The organism is Paenibacillus maysiensis (assembly GCF_000520815.1).
Taxonomy (GTDB): Bacteria; Bacillota; Bacilli; order Paenibacillales; family Paenibacillaceae; genus Paenibacillus; species Paenibacillus maysiensis.
Genome location: NZ_ASRY01000095.1, coordinates 15,519 through 35,438 on the forward strand (window position 1 = coordinate 15,519; position 19,920 = coordinate 35,438).

The following is a 19,920-nucleotide window of genomic DNA, read 5'->3' on the forward strand; positions in this document are numbered from 1 at the left end:
CCTATCTCAATCATTTCGTCCCCGGAACGTGAAATCCCTGCTAACCGGGACAAAATGTGTGTAAAAAGACCTAGACTTTCTCTTCCTTTTTCACACGAATACCCAAACGCTGCAATTGCTTGCGAACGGGGACGTAAATGATGAGGGCGAACAGAAAATGGATAAATAAATCAGGGATCATATATTGAGCCAACGCCCAGTCGAAAGTCTGATGGTTCAGCTGGAACAGATGATCAATGGCAAAAAGCATCGAATCCAGCAGAAAACTGCCGATCAGCACAGCTCCCATCATAATAGGCATGGGCGCACGTTGAGCTGTAAATACCAGCCCCAGCAAATAAGCCGACAATCCCATTGCAAAAGAGTAAGGTCCGATAATAAACCCGTAATACACAGCGTCATGAATAAGTCCAAAAACAATACCCAGTACCAATGCCGTATGGCGACTATAATACACGGATACAAACAATATGACGACATACACGAGATTCGGAACCATTCTTGGATGCCAACTATCCGGAAGAAGCCACGGAAGAATCGTTCCTTCAGCTATAAACAGTACAAACAGCAGCAGTATTAAAACCTGACCGCGTATCCTCATTATTCCGGTACCTCAGGAGTGTAAAGAACGAGCAATTCTTTCCAATCCACGAAGCTGGCTGCGGGCTTGATAATCGCTGTACGTGTTTGTCCGAACTCGCCAACCTGGATTTTTTCTACCGTACCGATCAACAGATTTTTACGGAACTTCCCGCCTGCTCCGGACGTAATGATCTGATCACCTTTTGCGATTGGATCATTTTCCTCAATGCGAGTCATTTGAAATCTGTTCGTAGCCGGATCATAGCTTTCAATCATACCGAACGAATTATTTTCCTTGCCCAGTGCTGTTGCTGCAATAGCATAAGAATTTGGATTTTTAGGGTCTAATGTAGTCAATAGCGTAACCGTAGAAGTGAAGTTCGCTGTACGACTAATAACCCCTACAAACCCTTCAAGTGATCTGACTTCCTGACCAACCTTGGCCCCGTCCTTTTCACCAATATCAATGACAAGCGTTTTGGAATCATTACTGACGCTATTTACCTGTGCAATACGATAATCATATTGATTTTTGGACTTTTGCGTTTGGGTGAATTTCAGTTCTTGCTCAAGTCTGGCATTTGTCTCTTTCAAGTTAGAAGTCTGAATCTGCTCGGCTGTTAACTGCGCTACGGCAATTTTCAACCGTTCATTTTCACTATAGATGCTCCGCATATTCCCGATATCTTCAAAGAAGCCCGCTATTGCTGAAGCGGGCCTGTAGAAGATACCTTGCACAAAGCCAATTGAATCTCTGGCGAACTTTTCCGGCCAGGTTAAGGAATTTCTCTGTCCAAGTGTGATCCCCATAAGGGCAATAAACAGAACGATTCCGATCAATAGAATAAATAGTCTTTTATTGCCAAACAGCTTAAACAGTTCCTACACCCCCGATTCAACGTTTGGAACGGACGGCAGAACTGCTGCGCGATTTGAACAAATGGATATTTTCCAGCGCTCTGCCTGTACCGATTGCCACGCAATCCAGAGGATTTTCCGCTACGATAACCGGCATCCCGGTTTCAGCCGCCAACAACTTGTCCAAGTTGCGCAAAAGTGCTCCGCCACCAGTCAATACAATACCTCTGTCCATAATGTCTGCCGCCAGCTCGGGAGGACATTTTTCCAGTGTCACTTTGACTGCTTCCACAATTGCATTCACTGTATCGGACAAGGCTTCACTGATTTCATCTGACGTAATCGTAATCGTCTTCGGCAAACCTGTTACCAGATCACGTCCACGAATTTCCGACGTCTCCACTTGTTCCAGCGGCATTGCAGAACCGACTTCCATTTTCAACTGTTCCGAAGTCCGCTCACCAATCATCAGATTGTATTGACGCTTCACGTATTGGATGATGGACTCGTCCATTTCATCCCCAGCCACACGCACGGAACGGCTCGTCACAATCCCGCCCAGAGAAATAACCGCTACCTCGGTTGTACCTCCGCCGATATCGACAACCATGCTGCCCGTTGGCTCCCATACGGGAAGATCAGCGCCGATTGCAGCCGCAAACGGCTCCTCAATAGTGTAAGCCTCTCTTGCGCCCGCTTGCTTCGTTGCATCTTCAACAGCACGCTGCTCCACCGCAGTAATGCCTGAAGGCACACAAACCATCACGTTCGGATGACGTGGAAACAAAGAACGTGGGGCTTGCGCCTGACGGATAAAATATTTGATCATCGTTGCAGTCGTGTCAAAATCCGCAATAACGCCATCCTTCATCGGACGGATCGCACGGATATTCCCCGGTGTGCGACCAATCATTTTTTTTGCAGATTCACCAACCGCTTCAATGGTTTTTGTATCTGTACGTAATGCGACTACAGAAGGTTCACGAACCACAATCCCTTTTCCTCTTACGTATACCAGCGTGTTTGCCGTCCCCAAGTCAATTCCTAAATCTTTTGTAAAGCCACCCAGCATGTTGTTAATCTCCTTTTCTCTTCCCTGAAATCTGTTATCCATGTATAAACGGTTTATTCAGGCCGGCCTAGCCAGTCGGATTTAAATGTTTGATTTAAATAGTATATTATATCAGACCTTGTTCCTTCAAACTTACGAAGGTTCCGTCCCCAATCACGATATGATCGAGTACGTCGATGCCCACGATGTTGCCCGCTTCCATCAGGCGACGGGTCAACTGGACATCCTCCGGGCTTGGCTTCGGATCACCGCTCGGATGGTTATGAGCGCAAATGATCGAAGCACTGCTGCATTTGATCGCTGCCCGAAATACTTCACGAGGATGTACGATGGCGGAATTCAGGCTGCCCATGGATAGTGTTTCCTGGGCAATAACATGATTTTTAGTATTGAGAAACAGGCATACAAAATGCTCCTTCTGCAAATAACGAAGCTGTTCAAACAGCAGATCTGCCACGTCCCGCGGGCAACTGATCACCGGGGTCTCCAAATGACGTGACAATGCCAGCCGTCGCCCAAGTTCGATACCCGCTTTGAGCTGTATCGCCTTGGCATTGCCAATGCCTTTAATCTGGGTCAATTCGCTCAGACTCATATCCACCAGTTGGCGCAAGTTCCCCGCCTGCTGCAAAATACGCTGCGCTAAATGCACCGATGACTCATTTTGTGTTCCCGTACGCAGTAATATTGCCAGCAACTCCGCGTTGCTCAAAGCATCCGCCCCATATGTCATCATGCGCTCTCTTGGTCGTTCTTCATGAGGGAGGTCGCGAAGCATCAGTGTTGGCGACTCTAACATATGTTTATCCCCTTTAAGGTTGCAACACGCTCACTCCGAATTCGGACAACATGTCCGACAGCAGGGAAAGCGGCAATCCTACGACGTTAAAATAACAACCCTGAATAGATTCCACCAGCGTAGCACCCAAACCCTGAATGCCGTACGCTCCCGCTTTGTCAGAAGGTTCACCCTTATTCACATATGCCACAATTTGCTCATGGCTCAGAGGCTTCATCGTAACCTCCGTTTGGCGATGTCTGACAAGCGTTTTGCCGGTTACGGTATGTATGCAGGCCACCCCGGTGAATACACGGTGGGTTCTTCCCTGCAATGCTGTCAGCATGCGAACCGCGTCCGCATGGTCGGCAGGCTTACCCAGTACCAAACCATCCAGCACGACTATGGTATCACTGCCAATTACCAATCCATCTTCTTCGGACTGGCTGGCAATGTTCACGACCGCTTCGGCTTTGCGTACCGCAAGGGCCTCCACAATTTGCTGAGGCGTCCAGCTCTCAGGCGTGCTTTCATCCGCATGACTCGGCATCACGTCAAAGGGCAGTCTAAGAAATGAAAGCAATTCCTTCCTTCTCGGTGAAGTCGATGCCAGAATAATGCGGGGCGTAATTTTCCCGTCCATAAGGGAAGCTCCTTTTCATCAGTTAGAGCCTGCGGTACAGCCAGAACGCGGCGATGATGCCGATCAGACTAAGCAGGCTCAATTCAAAATTTATCGTTATGTTGTACCTGATAATATCCAGATCCGCTCTCGGCGACCAGGATATCGTAGTGGGGTGGGTCAGAAAGGAAAGGAATTTGATCGATTGAAGAGCTTTGGCAATCCATGCACCCAAGAGCCAACCGAGCAACAAAAATAGTATAAGCATTCCTACATTTTTTTTCATCCTGATCTTCCCTCGCCATTTTTTGACACCTTCATTATTATACGGTGATTTCAACCGCAATACAAACAGAAATCCGGCATGGGGAACTATTTCCAGTTCCTTGCCGGAAAACATTGAGAATCTATTGTTTTATGAATTGTATAAATTCCTTCTCATGCAAAACATATTCCATCATCGAAGACTGAATTTCCCAAATGTGCTCCTTGGCTGTGTTCTTGTTATATTCTCCAAGGGCCGAAACTGCGCTGTTCATCGCCTTTTCCAGCGTGGATGCGGAAGCAGCCGCTTCCTTCGGCAGACCGGAGGGAAGCGCAGCGATATTTTGCGTCCACTGCTGATGCAGATCGTTCAGTTCCTTCATTTCGGCGCCATTCGCCTTACCTGATCCGCCTGCTTCAAGCAAGGATGAGGAAAGCCCGCTCAGCTTGCCGACCAATGTGCTGCTTAGCTGAAAAAAGGTAGTGAGCTTTTCACCTTCGCCCCCATAAGCTGCTTTTTCGAATCCAGGTAATTGGAGCTCACGGACATACAACTCGACTCCTTGTGCTTTCAGTTGATTGCTGAGCAGCTTGGCCTGTTCCCTGTCCGGCGATATCCCTGCATAGACTCGGTTCTGATCCTCTGTATCCCCACCAGCGGCAATGCCTGCCTTCAATAGCTCTTCCTTCGCTTGCAAGGCCCGTTCAGGGGTGCTGAATACTCCATATTGCAGCAGGTAATAGGTTTGGGAAGGGACCTGAGCCGATACAACTGTGACAGGAGCAGAATTCTCTTTTACAAATGGTGTATCTGTACTAACAGATTCTTTAAAGACCGGAATAGCCTCCTCTGTTGACGGATCTGATCCCGGGACAGCTCCACCTCCGTTAAAAAGCAGCAACATGATATATCCAAACATCCCCCCGGTCATCAACGCACTGGCTACCGAGCCAATCAGCTTCCATCTGGATGGATGGGGCGGGCGCTTTCGGTACTCTTGACTGGAACGATGAGTTTCTTCTTCATCCTCTTCCGTACCATCTGGCAGAAAATCCGTATCTGACCAGGAAGCTGCTGACCGCCCAAACGGATCATCCCATCCTTCCTGCACGATGGGGGCGGGAGCAAAACGTCGCCTCGTACCAGGTCTATTCACGCTCGGAGGCTCGTTAATTTCTGAAATTCGTTCAGTCCCGCTGTTAGCACCCATGCCGCTAATTCTTACCGTTCTTTCATGCTGGTTAGCAGCTTGAGGCTGTTTCTCGCTTTCATACCGTTCCGCTTCTTTATTTGTTTCACGCTGCTGGCTAGTTATCGGCCCGGTTTTGTACGGAAGCACCTGTAGCCTTTCCTCACGGCTTGCCTCCAGCGTCTGTTGATCGAACCGGAATGTCATCTTTGCCTTGTTCACGGATGCACTCCCTCCTTGTCCCATACTTCCTCATAGTCTGTTGTATGAGCCAGAAAGTGAAAATATGCCCCGGGCACTACAAAAAAGGGTATCCCGAGAACACGTTTCGTGTTCGGGATACCCTTGAATGGTTGTATTTCATAGGCATAACGCCTTATAAATACTTATTAGACTTGCCGTTCGCGCAGATGGCGTGCCAGTGTGTCGCCCACTTTCCAGATATCTCCCGCGCCCATTGTCAGCACAAGATCACCCGGCTGAAGGCGATCCTTCAACTCGTCGATAACAGCTTCCTTGGTTGGCAGATAAATGGCATTCGCGTTGCTGTTCTGGACGATTAAATCCACGAGCTTGGAAGAATGCACACCTTCAATTTGTTTTTCTCCCGCCGGAGAATAAATATCGGTAATAATGACTTCATTCGCCTCGCTGAATGCACGACTAAACGCATCCAGCAGGAAAAAAGTACGGCTGTAGCGTTGCGGCTGGAACACGGCAATAATACGCTTGCCAGTCACTGTAGCTGCACTAATCGTAGCCTCAATCTCTGTTGGATGATGGGCATAATCATCAATAACAAGAATGTCATTGCTTTCGCCAAGCACCTGAAAACGACGCTTTGCTCCGTGAAACTCCACAATAGCCGCAGCAATTTGCTCAAATGGGATACCTGCCTCCAAGCAAGAAATCACACTAGCCATAGCGTTGTACAGATTATGTTTACCCGGTACAGACAATTCGATGGTTCCAAGCGCCGTCCCTTTGCGGTTCATGGTAAAGCTTAATCGACGGTCACCCAACTGGATATCCGTTGCAATATAATCTGCTTCATGCTCTACTCCATAGGTAATGACTCGAGTCTGAATCTGAGGCAGCATTTCCCGTACGTTCTGATCATCAGCACATACGATAGCCGCGCCATCCGGCCGGATTTGACTCAAGAACTGCACATAGGCACTTTTCAGACGATTAAAGTCGCCATCATAATTTTCCAAATGGTCGGCTTCAATGTTGGTCACGATACCTTGCCAAGGATGATATTGCAGAAAAGAGCCATCGCTCTCATCTGCCTCGGCAACGACAAACTCGCTTTTGCCTGCTTTGGCATTCGTCCCCAAATTCGTGATTTCGCCGCCAATAATGTATGTTGGATCGACATTACATCTCTCCATAACCAGCGCGATCATTGAGGAGGTTGTCGTTTTCCCGTGCGCTCCCGCAACAGCCACTCCCTTACGCTCGTTAAGCAACCGTGCGAGCATCTGGGAACGATGCAGGGTCGGAATATTCAATTCCTCTGCTGCCACTCGCTCCACATTGTCACGGGACAGTGCCGTCGAATAAACGACGATGTCCGCGCCTGTAACGTGCTCAGGCGTGTGCCCGAGATATATTTTTGCGCCTTTCGCCGCCAGTTTTTCTGTTAGCTCCTGTGATGCCACATCTGAGCCTGTCACGGTATATCCCATCTCCAGCATGACCCGAGCAATCGCGCTCATCCCGTAACCGCCGATACCGATAAAATGAACATGTTCCGAAGTAATCAACAAATTTCACCAACCTTTTTCCGAATCGGTTTGATACATAAGGGTAGCCCGTACATCCGCAATGAGATACAGTGTTCCGGACACCACCCCCAGATCTTCCGCTTCCGTATGTGACTGAAGCAAGCGAAGAGCCTTTTTCCAGTCACCTTCTACAATAATTTTCAAATCCGTTTTGGCATAGGACGGCCGCAGCTTCTCCACGAGATGAGCCAGTTCAGCGGCATTCATTTTGCGGCGGAAATCGGGCTCGGTCAGGATAAGCGTATCCACTAGTGGCAGTATATGCTGCAAGTATGCTTCATGATGCTTGTTTGACAGCATACCCATCATTAAAACCATTTTTCGGTACGAATACAGTTGGGGAAGACTCTTTGCCAGCGTCTGCGCCCCTTCTGGATTATGAGCACCGTCAATAACAATTCGCGGCGAACTGCTGACCTGTTCCAGACGACCTGCCCAGGCCGCTACTCTAAAGCCCTCCAGTAGTTCAGCGTCATCCAGCACAAAAGCCATATACTGACGAAGCACCTCAAGTGTCATCAGAGCTCCTGCCGCATTAGCACATTGATGCTCGCCTAACAACGTGATGCCGATTTCCATGTGTCGGAAGGGTCCCGCAAACGAAAAAGTCTGTCCTGTTTCGTCCCCATTCAGCCGTTCATACGTAAACTGTTCTCCTGCCAGATACAAGGTAGCTCCCTGCTTTGCCGCCGTTTCCCGTATAACCTGAATAGCCTCTGGCTGAGATACACAGCTAACAACAGGTACGCCTGGCTTGATAATTCCAGCCTTTTCGCCTGCGATCTGTTCGAGTGTATCCCCTAAAATATCCGTATGGTCATAGCCTACATTCGTAATGACCGAGACGATAGGGCTCACGATATTAGTTACATCCATCCTTCCCCCGAGGCCCGTCTCCCATACCACAACATCTGGAAAAGCCACCGTTGCATAATATAAAATAGCCAACGCTGTCGATACCTCGAACATCGTGGGTGATCCCAAATCACTGGCCGCGATTTCCTTGACCAACGGATACAAACGATTGGCAAGCAAGACCAGTGTATCATCGGGAATATCTGTCCCGTTGAATTGAAATCGGTTCGTAAACCGGGTGATATACGGAGACGTAAAGGTTCCCACATCATAACCGCATTTCAGCAGGACAGAGCTCAAGAAAGCACAGGTCGAGCCCTTGCCGTTGGTTCCCGCAATATGCACAAATTTAAGATGCCGTTGCGGATCACCCAACATGTTCATTAACTGCTCAATCCGTTCCAGTCCGGGTCTGATTCCGAACGGAATCAGACCGTTAATCCATTCCACTGCTTCATCATAGCTTTGTAAAGGAGCCGCTCCCCCGCCCCTGATCGTATCTGACATCCTCTTCACCTTCAGGTCATTTTATAGTTAGTGGAATTATCCCTTGAGTTCTTCAATCCGTGCGATAACTTTGGCGCGCTTATCCGAATAATCGGCTTGCTTGGCCTTCTCTTCCTCGATGACTTTGGCTGGTGCCTTCGCCACGAAGCCTTGGTTGGACAGCTTTTTCTCCACGCGCTCCACTTCACTGTTCAAATGCTGAAGCTCTTTTTCGAGTCTGCTAATTTCCTGGGCAATATCAAGCAGCCCGGCTAACGGCAGGTACAGCTCTGCTCCGCTGACTACAGAAGTCATGGCTTTATCTGGAACAGATAGCTCCAATCCCGCGTCAAATTCAGACGTATTACAGAATCGACGTACATATTCCCCATTGCGGCTAATGATATCGAGAACGGCTTGATCGCCGGGTTTTACGAGCAATTCGATCTTTTTACTCATCGGCACGTTCACTTCAGCCCGGATATTCCGCACAGCGCGAATCACGTCGATCAGCAAATTCATTTCAGCTACCGCATCCTTGTCCTCGAAAGCCGGATCATAGACAGGCCAAGCGGCCAGTGTAATCGTTTCGCCTTCATGCGGAAGATGCTGCCATATTTCCTCGGAGATAAACGGCATGAACGGATGAATCATGCGCAGTGTCCGGTCCAGCACATACGCCAGTACGGACTGTGTTTTCTTTTTCGCCTCTGCGTTTTCGCCATACAGGGAAAGCTTCGCAAACTCGATGTACCAGTCGCACAAGTCATCCCAAATAAAGTTATACAGAAGGCGGCCTGTCTCGCCAAATTCATAAGCATCTATTAGACGCGTGATATCGCGTGAAGTTTCGTTCAAACGATGCAGGATCCAGCGGTCAACTGTGCTCAAATCACCAGTAATGTCGATATCCGCCGCAGTAACCCCTTCCAGATTCATCAGCGCAAAGCGTGACGCATTCCAGATTTTATTGGCGAAGTTACGTGCCTGCTCTACCCGTTCCCAACGGAAACGAAGGTCCTGTCCAGGCGTGCTGCCTGTAGAAACCATGTAACGCATGGCGTCCGTACCGTATTTGTCGATTACGTCGAGCGGATCTACACCATTTCCGAGGGATTTGGACATTTTCTTTCCATCCGCATCACGAACCAGTCCGTGCATCAGCACATCCTTGAACGGAATTTCCTCTGTGAACTCCAGGGCTGTAAAAATCATCCGCGACACCCAGAAATAAATAATGTCATAGCCTGTAACCAAGACATTGGTCGGGTAGTAGCGTTTGAGATCCTCAGTCTGCTCAGGCCAGCCCAGTGTCGAAAACGGCCACAAGCCAGAGCTGAACCATGTATCCAGCACGTCCTCATCCTGTTTCAGCTTTCTGCCAGCATATTCAGGCAAGGTTGTAGGGTCCTCCGCCGATACAATAACTTCTCCGGTTTCTTCATCGTACCAGGCAGGAATACGATGTCCCCACCACAATTGACGGGAAATACACCAGTCCCGCACATTTTCAATCCAGTGCAGATAAGTACGCTCAAAGCGATCCGGGACAAAGTTTACGCCATTGCCAGCCTTCTGCACTTCAATCGCTTTGGCTGCCAGAGGCTTCATTTCCACGAACCATTGCGTAGACAGATAAGGCTCTACAACCGCCCCTGTACGTTCGCTGTGGCCCACCTGATGCACATGCTCCTCGATACGGATCAGCACGCCCTGCTCTTTCAGATCAGCGACGATTTGCTTGCGGCAATCACTGCGGTCAAGGCCCTGATATTTGCCTGCTTCGGCGTTCATCGTACCTGTTTCGTCCATAACAATAATCTGTGGCAACTGGTGACGTTGGCCCATTTCAAAGTCATTTGGATCATGAGCAGGTGTAATTTTAACCGCACCGCTACCGAAGTCTTTTTCTACGTAGTCGTCCGCAATAACCGGAATTTCCCGTCCGATAATCGGAAGTACGAGTGTTTTGCCGATCATATGCTTGTAACGTTCATCCTCAGGATGTACGGCTACCGCTGTATCGCCCAGCATGGTTTCAGGACGCGTGGTGGCTACAGTGATAAACCCGCTGCCATCTTGAAGCGGATATTGCAGGTGATACAGATTTCCGTTTACCTCTTTGTATTCCACTTCAATATCTGACAAAGCCGTACGTGCAGCAGGATCCCAGTTAATGATGCGTTTACCGCGATAAATCAGACCCTTCTTGTACAACTTGACGAATACTTCACGAACGGCTTGAGACAGCCCGTCATCCAGCGTAAAACGCTCACGCGAATAATCGAGGGAGAAGCCCATTTTTTCCCATTGATTGTGAATGTTGTCCAGGTATAGATCCTTCCATTCCCAAACCTTCTCCAAAAATTTCTCACGTCCCAGATCGTAGCGCGTCAAGCCTTCCTCACGCAGCTTCTGCTCTACCTTCGTCTGGGTGGCAATGCCCGCATGGTCTGCTCCTGGCAGCCACAATGCGTCATAGCCCTGCATCCGCTTGGTGCGGATAATAATGTCCTGCAAAGTAAAATCAAGAGCATGTCCAATGTGCAGCATGCCTGTAACATTCGGCGGTGGAATAACGATTGTAAAAGGCTCTGCCTCTGGAAGTCGCCCAGCGCGGAAATACCCCTTCTCCATCCACGTTTTGTACCATTTTTTCTCTGTTGATTTTGGATCGTACGTTGTCGGCATTTCCAAGGTTGTCTTGTTGTCTTGTTCTGACATATCAGGATACCTCCATGATTTTTCAATTGGCAAATATAAAAAGCCCTTCATCCTCAAAGGACGAAAGGCTGTTCTCTCGCGGTACCACCTTTGTTTCACCCCTAGTGTATGTATCCACTGATCCATTACACATGGTGTGACACTTATGCAGATAACGGCTGCGGACCGGCCTTATTCTACCGTGAACCTCGTACCTTCCGTTGGGATTAAATGAGGGACCGTTCGAACAGACGACTCCCGGGTGACTTCGGCCAGTAGCTTCCTGCGGAACCTCACAGCGCTGCAATTCCACTCTCTGAAGGGCTTGCTGCCTACTCTTCCCGATCTCAGTCTTTCAATAGCTATACCACATCATACATTTCCCATTGACTATAGTCAACACCCGTTGCTCATTTTCCAATGACCGGATTAAGGGATGTACAATACCTGCCCTTCTTCTACATGATGCTCTGCCAGCCTGTTATACAGTTGAAGCTCCCGTGTGCTGAGTTGATAGCGATCAGCGATCGTTTCCAGTGTATCTTCACGCTGAACGATGCATAATCGAACCTTGCGGAAAGACGTTTCATTCTGTGTATGGAAAAAAAGGTTTTTCCACTTGGCATCCTCACGCTCTTCTTCGGCCTCCTGCGCCTGGCCCTGCGGTTCTTGCTCCAGTTGCTGCTGGTATTCCGCTTCCTTCACCGAACGACTGGATTGGAGCAAAGATGAGTAGACCACCGGGTCCGGCTCGTCTGCTTTTTCGTCCTTTTTGCTGTTCAACGCCACGCGCATCTCCGGCTTATCGTCGGCAACAGTATCATGGAACGCACCGTCCACCTGCTCTAATGTCTCAGGTCTAAAATCATTCACCTGACCTGCTTCAAGCTGCGGCTCCAGATAGATCTCTGACTCCGTAGCATGATGCGGTTCAGCCAGCAAAGGATCATAGACCACATCGGGAGCGGTGGAGGATATTTTCGGGTCACTTCCCGTCCATGCTTCCTCTTGCTGAAATCCCCATACTTCCGGTGTCTCATGCTCATGCTTTACCTCTGAAGTGCTATCTTCAACAGCTTTATCCGCCCAAGGATCATAGATCCGGTGCGGGTCTACAGCAGGCTCATAACCTTGCTGTTCCGATGATGACTTCTGTTCCCCATACTCCTGTGACGGCTGTTCCCAGGAAGCGTACTCCTGCTGAGCTGGCACCCTGTATGAAGATTCAGACTCCGTCGTGTGATCGGATACAGTATCCTGAGTGGCATAAGTTTCTTCCTGACGCTGCTCTCCATTCGTGGAAAAGGGTTGAGCGGGATGTTCAGGTGCGTGCACCACCGTAAATTCCTCATCCAGCCAAACCGCTGTCTCCTCCGCATGGGAGCTTTCCACCCCGTGCAGGGAGAGAACACCAGTAATATTCAGACTACGTAATGACAGCAGGTCCACATCAAAATTCTCAATCTCAACAGAGATGTCTTCCAATCTTCCTACCCGATTCAGTGGAATCGTAATTTCCACAGGGATCAAATGATGAAGCTCGCTCGTTACCTGTTCAGGTGTGCGGTACACGCCCTCCAGCAGCAAATGCCCTCGCAAAGCGGCATGGTCGCCGTGGGCTACAACCTGAATGCGTGGCAGAAGCTCAATTTCCTCCAACTCAGCAATCCCGGCAGCTTCCTCCGTCAAATGAATGCGTTCATAAATATCAAAACGCAAGCCTTGCGGCTGATCATTCTGTTGTTTGTTCAAGGATGGCATCCTCCTTTGGGCAGCCTCCGCACACCTCTGACTCCTGTCAGGCGCACGGAAACTCCATATTGCAAACCGTTTCTAGGTTCAAGTATATGCGCCAAAATAGAAGGCATGCCATCTTTTATAGCTGTTTATGCAGCTTTTGAAAATCATCCGGCCAAGCATCTTCCACAGTAATCGTTTCACCGCTCAGCGGATGACGGAAGGTAAGACGCTCTCCGTGCAGCGCCTGCCTGCCAAAATCAGCAGCCCGTCCCCCGTATAATACATCCCCCAATAACGGATAGCCCGCATGGCTAAGATGAACGCGAATCTGATGCGTTCGGCCTGTTTCCAGTGTTAAATATACGAGGCTAACCGCCTTTCGACCACTCCCCCACACTTCACCAAGTTCCACATGGGTAACCGCGCTCTGTCCGGTCGGAGAAACACGGCGACGCTGCTTGTGATGCCTGTCCTTGCCTATCGGCCAATCCAGCGTCCGCAGTGATGAAGGGACTTCACCCCGTACCAAAGCCACATAACGGCGACCGATATCCTTGGCCCGCATCTGTTCGTCCAGCTTGAGCAACGCGAATTCATTTTTGGCATACAGCACCGGGCCTGTCGTATCCGTATCCAGACGATGCACATGCCGTACTGCCGCATGGATGCCATTCATCTCATAATACGATGCGACCGCATGATCCAACGTCAGTGGACCCTCTTTTACAGCTCCGTCCGGGTGTACCGCCATACCCGCCGGTTTGTGTACGACCAGGCAAAAATCATCCTCATACAACACCTTCAAATCGTACCAGCGAGGGGTCACGCCAAGGTCCGCAACGGGAAAAAGGGCCAGCCGCAACCGGTCACCCGCAAGTTCAATCTGCTTTTCGTGTCGCAGTCTGCGCCACAGCTTATCCGGTAGCTCCAAACGGTTCAGCAACCAGTGATCTACAGCATCAGTGCGATGTTCACCCTCTGTGATTTCCCGTCCCGGTGTGACTTCCAGCCACGGTCCCCGTCTTTTCCAGCCGCCTTGCCAGCTCATAGACGTTTGAGCGCGCGATAGTTCGCTTCAATGGTAGCATCAATATCTTCCACCGTATGCACACCCGATACAAACATGCCCTCGAATTGGGATGGCGCCACACAGACTCCCTCGTTCACCAATTCGGTAAAGTAACGACGAAAGTGGTCCTGATTACTTGCTTTAGCTGTATCAAAATTGACAACCTTCTCTTCCGTGAAAAATGGACAAACCATGGAGCCTACACGGTTGATCGTGACAGGTATGCCCAGCTCACGTGCATTACGTTCAAATCCGGCCTGAAGCCGTGCTGCCCGTTCTTCCAGTCGATCATATACTTCTGGCGTCAGCAATTTAAGCGTCGAATAGCCTGCTGCCATAGCCAGCGGATTTCCGCTAAGCGTACCCGCCTGATAGATCGGACCAGAAGGTGCAATCTGTTCCATAATATCGCGACGTCCGCCATAGGCACCTACAGGCAGACCTCCGCCAATGACTTTACCCAGGCATGTGAGATCCGGGGTTACACCAAAACGACCTTGAGCTGAATGAAGTCCTACCCGAAATCCGGTCATGACTTCATCAAAAATCAGCAGGCTTCCATACTCCCGGGTTACCTCACGCAAACCTTCCAAAAATCCAGGCTGTGGCGGTACAACTCCCATATTTCCAGCGACTGGCTCGACAATAATGGCGGCAATTTCCTCGCCGAATTTTTCAAAGGCCAGTTTCACAGAAGCCAAATCATTATAAGGAACGGTGATCGTATGTGTGGCCACGACCTCGGGTACACCCGGACTATCGGGCAGACCCAGTGTTGCCACACCAGAGCCTGCTTTAATCAGTAAGCTGTCCGCATGACCATGATAAGAGCCTTCAAATTTAAGGATTTTGCTGCGGCTCGTAAATCCGCGTGCAAGTCGGATCGCGCTCATCGTCGCCTCGGTTCCCGAGTTGACCATACGAACGATATCCACGGAAGGAACACGCTCACAAACGAGCTTCGCCATTTCGGTTTCCGCCAACGTTGGCGCTCCGAAGCTGGTTCCTTTGATAACTGCAGCCTGTAGAGCCTTGACGACCTCAGGATGTGCATGTCCCATAATGAGCGGTCCCCATGAACAAACATAGTCAATATAGGATTGACCGTCGATATCATATACCCGCGATCCTTCTCCACGGTCGATATAAACGGGCGTAATGCCGACGGATTTAAAAGCCCGGACCGGACTGTTCACGCCACCCGGAATATATTGCTTTGCCTCATCAAAGGCTACTTTGGAGCGCGCATCTTCGCGCACTTTTCGTTGTTCGTTGATCATTTTGATCACTCCTGTCTTCTGAAAAATCGCTTATTGCTTCAACCATCTCGCTGCATCCTTGGCGGAATAGGTAATAATCATGTCTGCACCCGCACGTTTCATACTCGTCAAAATCTCCAGCACCATCGCTTTTTCATCAATCCAGCCTTGAAGAGCTGCCGCCTTGACCATGGCATACTCACCGCTGACGTTGTAAGCCACCATAGGCAGATCAAATTGATCCTTAATCGTGCGCATCACGTCTAGGTAAGAAAGAGAGGGCTTCACCATCAGCATATCCGCACCTTCCATCACGTCGGATTCTGCTTCTCGCAATGCTTCACGTGCATTAGCAGGGTCCATCTGATAGGATTTGCGGTCACCGAATTGCGGTGCAGAATCTGCCGCTTCCCGGAAAGGGCCATAAAAAGCAGACGCATATTTGACGGAATACGACATAATCGGAATATGTGAAAAGCCTTCCTCATCCAGCCCTCGTCGAATCGCCTGCACAAAACCGTCCATCATATTGGATGGCGCGATAATATCAGCGCCCGCTCTCGCTTGAGAAACGGCTGTACGTACCAGCACCTCCAGCGATTCGTCATTCAGCACTTCACCACATACCTCGCCATCATGCTCATGCATGTGAACCATGCCGCAGTGCCCATGATCCGTAAACTCGCACAAACAAGTGTCAGCCACAACCAGCAGCTCGGGATAACGCGACTTGATCAGACGTGTAGCTTCCTGAACAATACCATCGTCCACAAAAGCCGAAGTCCCCAAGCTATCCTTCGTCTCCGGTATGCCAAACAGGAGCACGGCAGGAATGCCAAGCTCACTAATTTCTTTCAGTTCTTCTTCCAGTTGATCCAGAGAAAAGCGGTACACACCGGGCATGGAGCTAATTTCCTGCTTCACTCCTGTACCGAATGTTACGTAGATCGGCTGGATAAAATCAGCCGGATTCAATACCGTCTCACGCACCATGCTACGGATGGCAGCAGATTGACGCAAACGGCGATGTCTGGTAAAAGGAACACGCATGATTGCAAACCTCCAGTTTTTATACATTCATTTAGTAAAATAAAATTATGATGTCACAGCATTCGATTGTTTCCAGTCACATAGCGATTGGATCAGACTTTCGATGGTTGCCTTTTCTGCCATGAAACTGACGGTCAGGCCCGCCTGGGTCGCTGTTTCTCCAGTGAGAGGGCCAATCACAGCGATCGTCACTCCCTCCAGCAGCGACAGCGGATCTTCGACTCCCATCTGCCTGAGTGCTTCCAGAAAAAAGGTGACCGTTGAGGAACTGGTAAAAGTAATCGCATGGATGGAACGTTCCTCAAGCAGCTTGAGCAGTTCATCATCCTGTGCGTTTGCCGCCAGCACGGTTCGATACAAATCGGCCTCAGTCACCTCAAGTCCCAGCTCTCTCAGCTTCTCCGGCAGCCAGGACCGGGCAAGATCTCCTTTTGGCAGAAATACATTCTGACCTGCCTGCAAATCCTGCTCAAACGCTTCGAGTAAGCCCTCTGCCTGAAAAGGGCCTTCGATCTGCTCCGCTTCAATTCCGTGCGTGCGAAGTGCCGCCGCTGTAGCCGGTCCGACTGCGGCAATACGCGCCTTAAATAGCGAACGAACATCCTTGCCTTGTTCCTTCAGATGAGTGAAAAAGTATTCCACTCCGTTAACGCTGGTAAAAAACACCCAGTCGTATTCAGGCAATCGTGCAAACGCCTCAGTAATTTGTCGTTTCGTTGGCTCGTCCGTAGGGACAACCGTCTGGATGACGGGAAATTCATAAGGCTCTCCGCCAAGCTCCTCAATCCGATGAACCAGACTGCTAGCCTGTGCACGTGCACGTGTAACCAAAATCCGCTTGCCGAACAAAGGCATATCCTCAGCCCATTTTAACTGCTCACGCTGATTCACCACTTCTCCGACAACGATGACGGCGGGAGGCTGAAAATTCGCGGCTTTCACCTTGGCCTCAATATCTTCCAGCGTACCCACCAGTGTATCCTGCTCCGCACGGGTTCCCCAACGGATCAAAGCAACGGGGGTGCCAGGCGGCTTGCCATGCTTCATCAATTGCTCACTAATATAGCCGATCTTCGCCACACCCATCATAAAGATCAGTGTGCCCGTTGCGTTCGTTACTTTATCCCAATGAATACTCTTGTCGAGTTTGTCCGGACTTTCATGCCCCGTAATGATAGACAGCGATGAGGCCATATCCCGGTGTGTGACCGGAATGCCCGCATAGGCAGGTACACTGATCGCTGATGTAATGCCGGGTACGATCTCATAGGAAATACCGTGTTTGCGCAACAGTCCGGCTTCTTCGCCGACCCTCCCAAAAATGGTGGGGTCCCCACCTTTGAGCCGGACGACCGTTTTTCCTTCCAGAGCCAGATCCACCAGCAGCTGATTGATTTCCTCTTGCTTCATGGTGTGACGATCCGGCAGCTTGCCGACATATATTTTCTGAGCACCTGGCTTCATCAAACCCAAAAGGCGAGGGCTTGCCAGTCTGTCATAGACAATCACATCACCCAGTCGAATGCATTCCCAGCCCTTGACCGTAATCAGTCTTGCGTCTCCGGGTCCTGCGCCTACTAAATAAACCTTTCCCGCCATTCCATCATCCCCTCACCTGCGCCAGAATTTGTTCCGCTCCTTTGGCGATCAAGCTGGCCGCCACCACTTCTCCCAGCTTTTGCGGATCATTTCCCTGGAGCGTTTCCTTCAAAATAACCTCGCCATCCGGCGTTCCTACCATGCCCGTGAGGCGGATCTCTTGGCCAGCCCAGACTGCGTGGGCCCCGATTGGCACCTGACATCCCCCATTGAGCACGCCAAGGAAGGTTCGTTCTGCCGCAACTGTATCCGAGGTATCCCGGTCGTTGTATAGGCGCAGCAATGCGAGTAGCTCTTCATCATTGGCGCGACATTCAATACCGAGCGCTCCCTGCCCAACTGCCGGCAAGCAGTCTTCCTCCGGTATATAGGACGTAATTCGGTCTTTCCAGCCCATCCGGTGCAAGCCTGCAGCCGCCAAAATGATGGCGTCAAAACCTTCAGTCTCCAGCTTTTTCAGACGGGAATCAATATTACCACGCACAGGCTCCAATTGTAGATCAGGTCGCATGGACTTGATTTGACTGGCCCGGCGCAGGCTGCTCGTACCCACTTTTGCCCCTTGAGGCAAATCCTCCAAGCTCTTGGCGCCCAATGTAACGAGGCAATCGCGTGGGTCCTCACGGCGCGGTACAGCGCCGTTGACAAGCCCTTCCGGCAATTCGGACGGCATATCCTTCATACTATGTACTGCCATATCAATCTCACCAGCCAGCATGGCCTGTTCAATCTCTTTGACAAACAGCCCTTTGCCACCCACTTTGGACAAGGTGACATCCAATATTCGATCACCCTTGGTCAGAATTTTCTTCACGACAAACTGCATATCCAGCCCATGCTCCGCGCACAGCACGTTCAAATCCTCAATGACATGCCCGGTCTGAGTTAGCGCCAGCGCGCTCTGTCTGCTGCCTACCACAATTGTTCGCATGTTATTCCTCCTGATTTTGCGCAATCCATAGGTCTATTTCTTTTTCGGTCCAAGCAATAAATTCATGACGTCGTATTTGATCCAAAATACCGCTACTCGCCAAGCGCCTCAGTAGTTTGGTTCTTTGCTGTGGGGAACTTACAGTACGTTTGATGATCTGTCGCATATCGTGCATGAAATCCAGATATGGCTCGTATTCGCTACCGAACAACGTATCCAAAGTTGATGTAATATCAGCGGTCACAGCGGGACCTGCCCCTTCTGTGGAAATACTAATCGTCAGTCTCCCCCGCCGAATGATACCCGGCGTTATAAAGTCAGCCTCTTCCGATCGATCCGTCACATTTACCAGTATACCCCTTTGTCTGGCCTCATGCGCAACCGCATTATTCACTTCTCTCCGGTTCGTCGCCGCATATACAAGAAAGGCTCCCTGGAGGTCACCCTCGCGATATACGCGATTTACCCAGTGGAGCTGTTTGTGATCGGCCAGAACCAGTAAATCCGGCGTTATATTTGGACTGATGACGGTAATGAACGCCCCGCTTTCCATCATCCCCTTTACCTTGCGTTCCGCAATCCTACCACCGCCTACAACACAACAGATCTTATTCTTACAATTCAACGATATTGGGACAAAATGCTGCAAAAGGCTTTTCACTCTCCCGTCCACTGATGAAATACAGACCAGGAATTCAGCAAAAAATTAAGAATTAATAGCGTGTAGCCCACCAATGCCCACTTCGCCATCACAAGGCCCGACTTCTGATTGAATCTTTTGCTCACTAAAAATACAATATACACGCACAGGGCTATCGCTGTCATCAATACTTTCGTATCCAGTAGCAGACGCCAGCGTTCTTCAGCAATAATAGAGATGACGGCAACTACAATGGAGACCCCAAGCAAAGGAGTACCAATCAACAGCGCCATATGGGTATACCGATCCATCATTTCCAGACTCGGCAGACGCCGGATCGTATCATTCCATTTCTTGACTTTCAATTTACGATGCAAAAACAGATAGAGCCCCGAAAATACAGCCGCTACCGTCATGGCTAAAAAAACAAAA

General features: G+C 49.9%; 17 protein-coding genes and 1 pseudogene. All 18 read right to left on the reverse strand.

Annotated features, from left to right (window positions below; all coding sequences use genetic code 11):
* Nucleotides 1–70: 70 nt before the first annotated feature.
* The gene (gene mreD / locus L696_RS0106525) at nt 71–601 is read right to left on the reverse strand and encodes a rod shape-determining protein MreD (RefSeq protein ID WP_025682928.1); all 531 of its coding nucleotides are present in this window, start codon (nt 599–601) and stop codon (nt 71–73) included.
* Nucleotides 601–1,428, reverse strand: a complete 828-nt coding sequence (mreC, locus tag L696_RS0106530) for a rod shape-determining protein MreC (protein ID WP_327204664.1) — start codon at nt 1,426–1,428, stop codon at nt 601–603. Before mreC ends, mreD begins: the two co-directional genes overlap by 1 nt.
* Before the next feature lie 49 nt (nt 1,429–1,477).
* Nucleotides 1,478–2,512, reverse strand: coding sequence for a rod shape-determining protein (locus tag L696_RS0106535; protein WP_025682930.1), 1,035 nt, complete (start codon nt 2,510–2,512; stop codon nt 1,478–1,480).
* 106 nt (nt 2,513–2,618) lie between these two features.
* On the reverse strand, nt 2,619–3,311 hold the full coding sequence (gene radC, locus L696_RS0106540; RefSeq protein ID WP_025682931.1) for a RadC family protein: 693 nt from the start codon (nt 3,309–3,311) through the stop codon (nt 2,619–2,621).
* 13 nt (nt 3,312–3,324) lie between these two features.
* On the reverse strand, nt 3,325–3,933 hold the full coding sequence (locus L696_RS0106545) for a Maf family protein (protein ID WP_025682932.1): 609 nt from the start codon (nt 3,931–3,933) through the stop codon (nt 3,325–3,327).
* Nucleotides 3,934–3,955: 22 nt separating this feature from the next.
* Nucleotides 3,956–4,198 (reverse strand): DUF4321 domain-containing protein, encoded by a 243-nt coding sequence (locus tag L696_RS0106550; protein ID WP_025682933.1) that lies wholly within the window; start codon nt 4,196–4,198, stop codon nt 3,956–3,958.
* Nucleotides 4,199–4,319: 121 nt separating this feature from the next.
* Nucleotides 4,320–5,588: an SPOR domain-containing protein gene (locus tag L696_RS0106555; protein ID WP_025682934.1), complete on the reverse strand. Its 1,269-nt coding sequence runs from the start codon at nt 5,586–5,588 to the stop codon at nt 4,320–4,322.
* A gap of 167 nt (nt 5,589–5,755) precedes the next feature.
* The gene (gene murC, locus L696_RS0106560; RefSeq protein WP_025682935.1) at nt 5,756–7,135 is read right to left on the reverse strand and encodes a UDP-N-acetylmuramate--L-alanine ligase; all 1,380 of its coding nucleotides are present in this window, start codon (nt 7,133–7,135) and stop codon (nt 5,756–5,758) included.
* 6 nt (nt 7,136–7,141) lie between these two features.
* Nucleotides 7,142–8,518, reverse strand: coding sequence for a bifunctional folylpolyglutamate synthase/dihydrofolate synthase (locus L696_RS0106565; protein WP_025682936.1), 1,377 nt, complete (start codon nt 8,516–8,518; stop codon nt 7,142–7,144).
* A 36-nt stretch (nt 8,519–8,554) separates the two neighbouring features.
* On the reverse strand, nt 8,555–11,221 hold the full coding sequence (locus L696_RS0106570) for a valine--tRNA ligase (RefSeq protein WP_025682937.1): 2,667 nt from the start codon (nt 11,219–11,221) through the stop codon (nt 8,555–8,557).
* 408 nt (nt 11,222–11,629) lie between these two features.
* Complete coding sequence (locus L696_RS0106575; protein WP_025682938.1) at nt 11,630–12,952, reverse strand: LysM peptidoglycan-binding domain-containing protein; 1,323 nt, start codon at nt 12,950–12,952, stop codon at nt 11,630–11,632.
* 124 nt (nt 12,953–13,076) lie between these two features.
* Nucleotides 13,077–13,988: an RluA family pseudouridine synthase gene (locus L696_RS0106580; protein WP_025682939.1), complete on the reverse strand. Its 912-nt coding sequence runs from the start codon at nt 13,986–13,988 to the stop codon at nt 13,077–13,079.
* Nucleotides 13,985–15,289, reverse strand: coding sequence for a glutamate-1-semialdehyde 2,1-aminomutase (hemL, locus tag L696_RS0106585; RefSeq protein WP_025682941.1), 1,305 nt, complete (start codon nt 15,287–15,289; stop codon nt 13,985–13,987). Before hemL ends, L696_RS0106580 begins: the two co-directional genes overlap by 4 nt.
* 30 nt (nt 15,290–15,319) lie before the next feature.
* Nucleotides 15,320–16,318 (reverse strand): porphobilinogen synthase, encoded by a 999-nt coding sequence (gene hemB, locus L696_RS0106590; RefSeq protein WP_025682942.1) that lies wholly within the window; start codon nt 16,316–16,318, stop codon nt 15,320–15,322.
* A 45-nt stretch (nt 16,319–16,363) separates the two neighbouring features.
* On the reverse strand, nt 16,364–17,917 hold the full coding sequence (cobA, locus tag L696_RS0106595) for a uroporphyrinogen-III C-methyltransferase (RefSeq protein ID WP_025682943.1): 1,554 nt from the start codon (nt 17,915–17,917) through the stop codon (nt 16,364–16,366).
* Between the two features lie 4 nt (nt 17,918–17,921).
* Nucleotides 17,922–18,848 carry a hydroxymethylbilane synthase gene (gene hemC, locus L696_RS0106600; protein WP_025682944.1) on the reverse strand — a complete coding sequence of 309 codons (927 nt, stop codon included), beginning with the start codon at nt 18,846–18,848 and terminating at the stop codon, nt 17,922–17,924.
* Nucleotide 18,849: 1 nt separating this feature from the next.
* Nucleotides 18,850–19,497, reverse strand: a complete 648-nt coding sequence (locus L696_RS0106605) for a precorrin-2 dehydrogenase/sirohydrochlorin ferrochelatase family protein (RefSeq protein ID WP_025682945.1) — start codon at nt 19,495–19,497, stop codon at nt 18,850–18,852.
* Nucleotides 19,498–19,505: 8 nt separating this feature from the next.
* Nucleotides 19,506–19,920, reverse strand: a pseudogene (locus tag L696_RS0106610) (cytochrome c biogenesis protein CcsA); the annotation flags it as partial.

What these genes read in the sequence shown, in the direction of transcription:
- mreD (WP_025682928.1), bottom strand. Translation starts at nt 601, where the DNA reads ATGAGGATACGCGGTCAGGTTTTAATACTGCTGCTGTTTGTACTGTTT.
- L696_RS0106535 (WP_025682930.1), bottom strand. Translation starts at nt 2,512, where the DNA reads ATGCTGGGTGGCTTTACAAAAGATTTAGGAATTGACTTGGGGACGGCA.
- radC (WP_025682931.1), bottom strand. Translation starts at nt 3,311, where the DNA reads ATGTTAGAGTCGCCAACACTGATGCTTCGCGACCTCCCTCATGAAGAA.
- L696_RS0106545 (WP_025682932.1), bottom strand. Translation starts at nt 3,933, where the DNA reads ATGGACGGGAAAATTACGCCCCGCATTATTCTGGCATCGACTTCACCG.
- L696_RS0106550 (WP_025682933.1), bottom strand. Translation starts at nt 4,198, where the DNA reads ATGAAAAAAAATGTAGGAATGCTTATACTATTTTTGTTGCTCGGTTGG.
- L696_RS0106565 (WP_025682936.1), bottom strand. Translation starts at nt 8,518, where the DNA reads ATGTCAGATACGATCAGGGGCGGGGGAGCGGCTCCTTTACAAAGCTAT.
- L696_RS0106570 (WP_025682937.1), bottom strand. Translation starts at nt 11,221, where the DNA reads ATGTCAGAACAAGACAACAAGACAACCTTGGAAATGCCGACAACGTAC.
- L696_RS0106580 (WP_025682939.1), bottom strand. Translation starts at nt 13,988, where the DNA reads ATGAGCTGGCAAGGCGGCTGGAAAAGACGGGGACCGTGGCTGGAAGTC.
- hemL (WP_025682941.1), bottom strand. Translation starts at nt 15,289, where the DNA reads ATGATCAACGAACAACGAAAAGTGCGCGAAGATGCGCGCTCCAAAGTA.
- hemB (WP_025682942.1), bottom strand. Translation starts at nt 16,318, where the DNA reads ATGCGTGTTCCTTTTACCAGACATCGCCGTTTGCGTCAATCTGCTGCC.
- cobA (WP_025682943.1), bottom strand. Translation starts at nt 17,917, where the DNA reads ATGGCGGGAAAGGTTTATTTAGTAGGCGCAGGACCCGGAGACGCAAGA.
- hemC (WP_025682944.1), bottom strand. Translation starts at nt 18,848, where the DNA reads ATGCGAACAATTGTGGTAGGCAGCAGACAGAGCGCGCTGGCGCTAACT.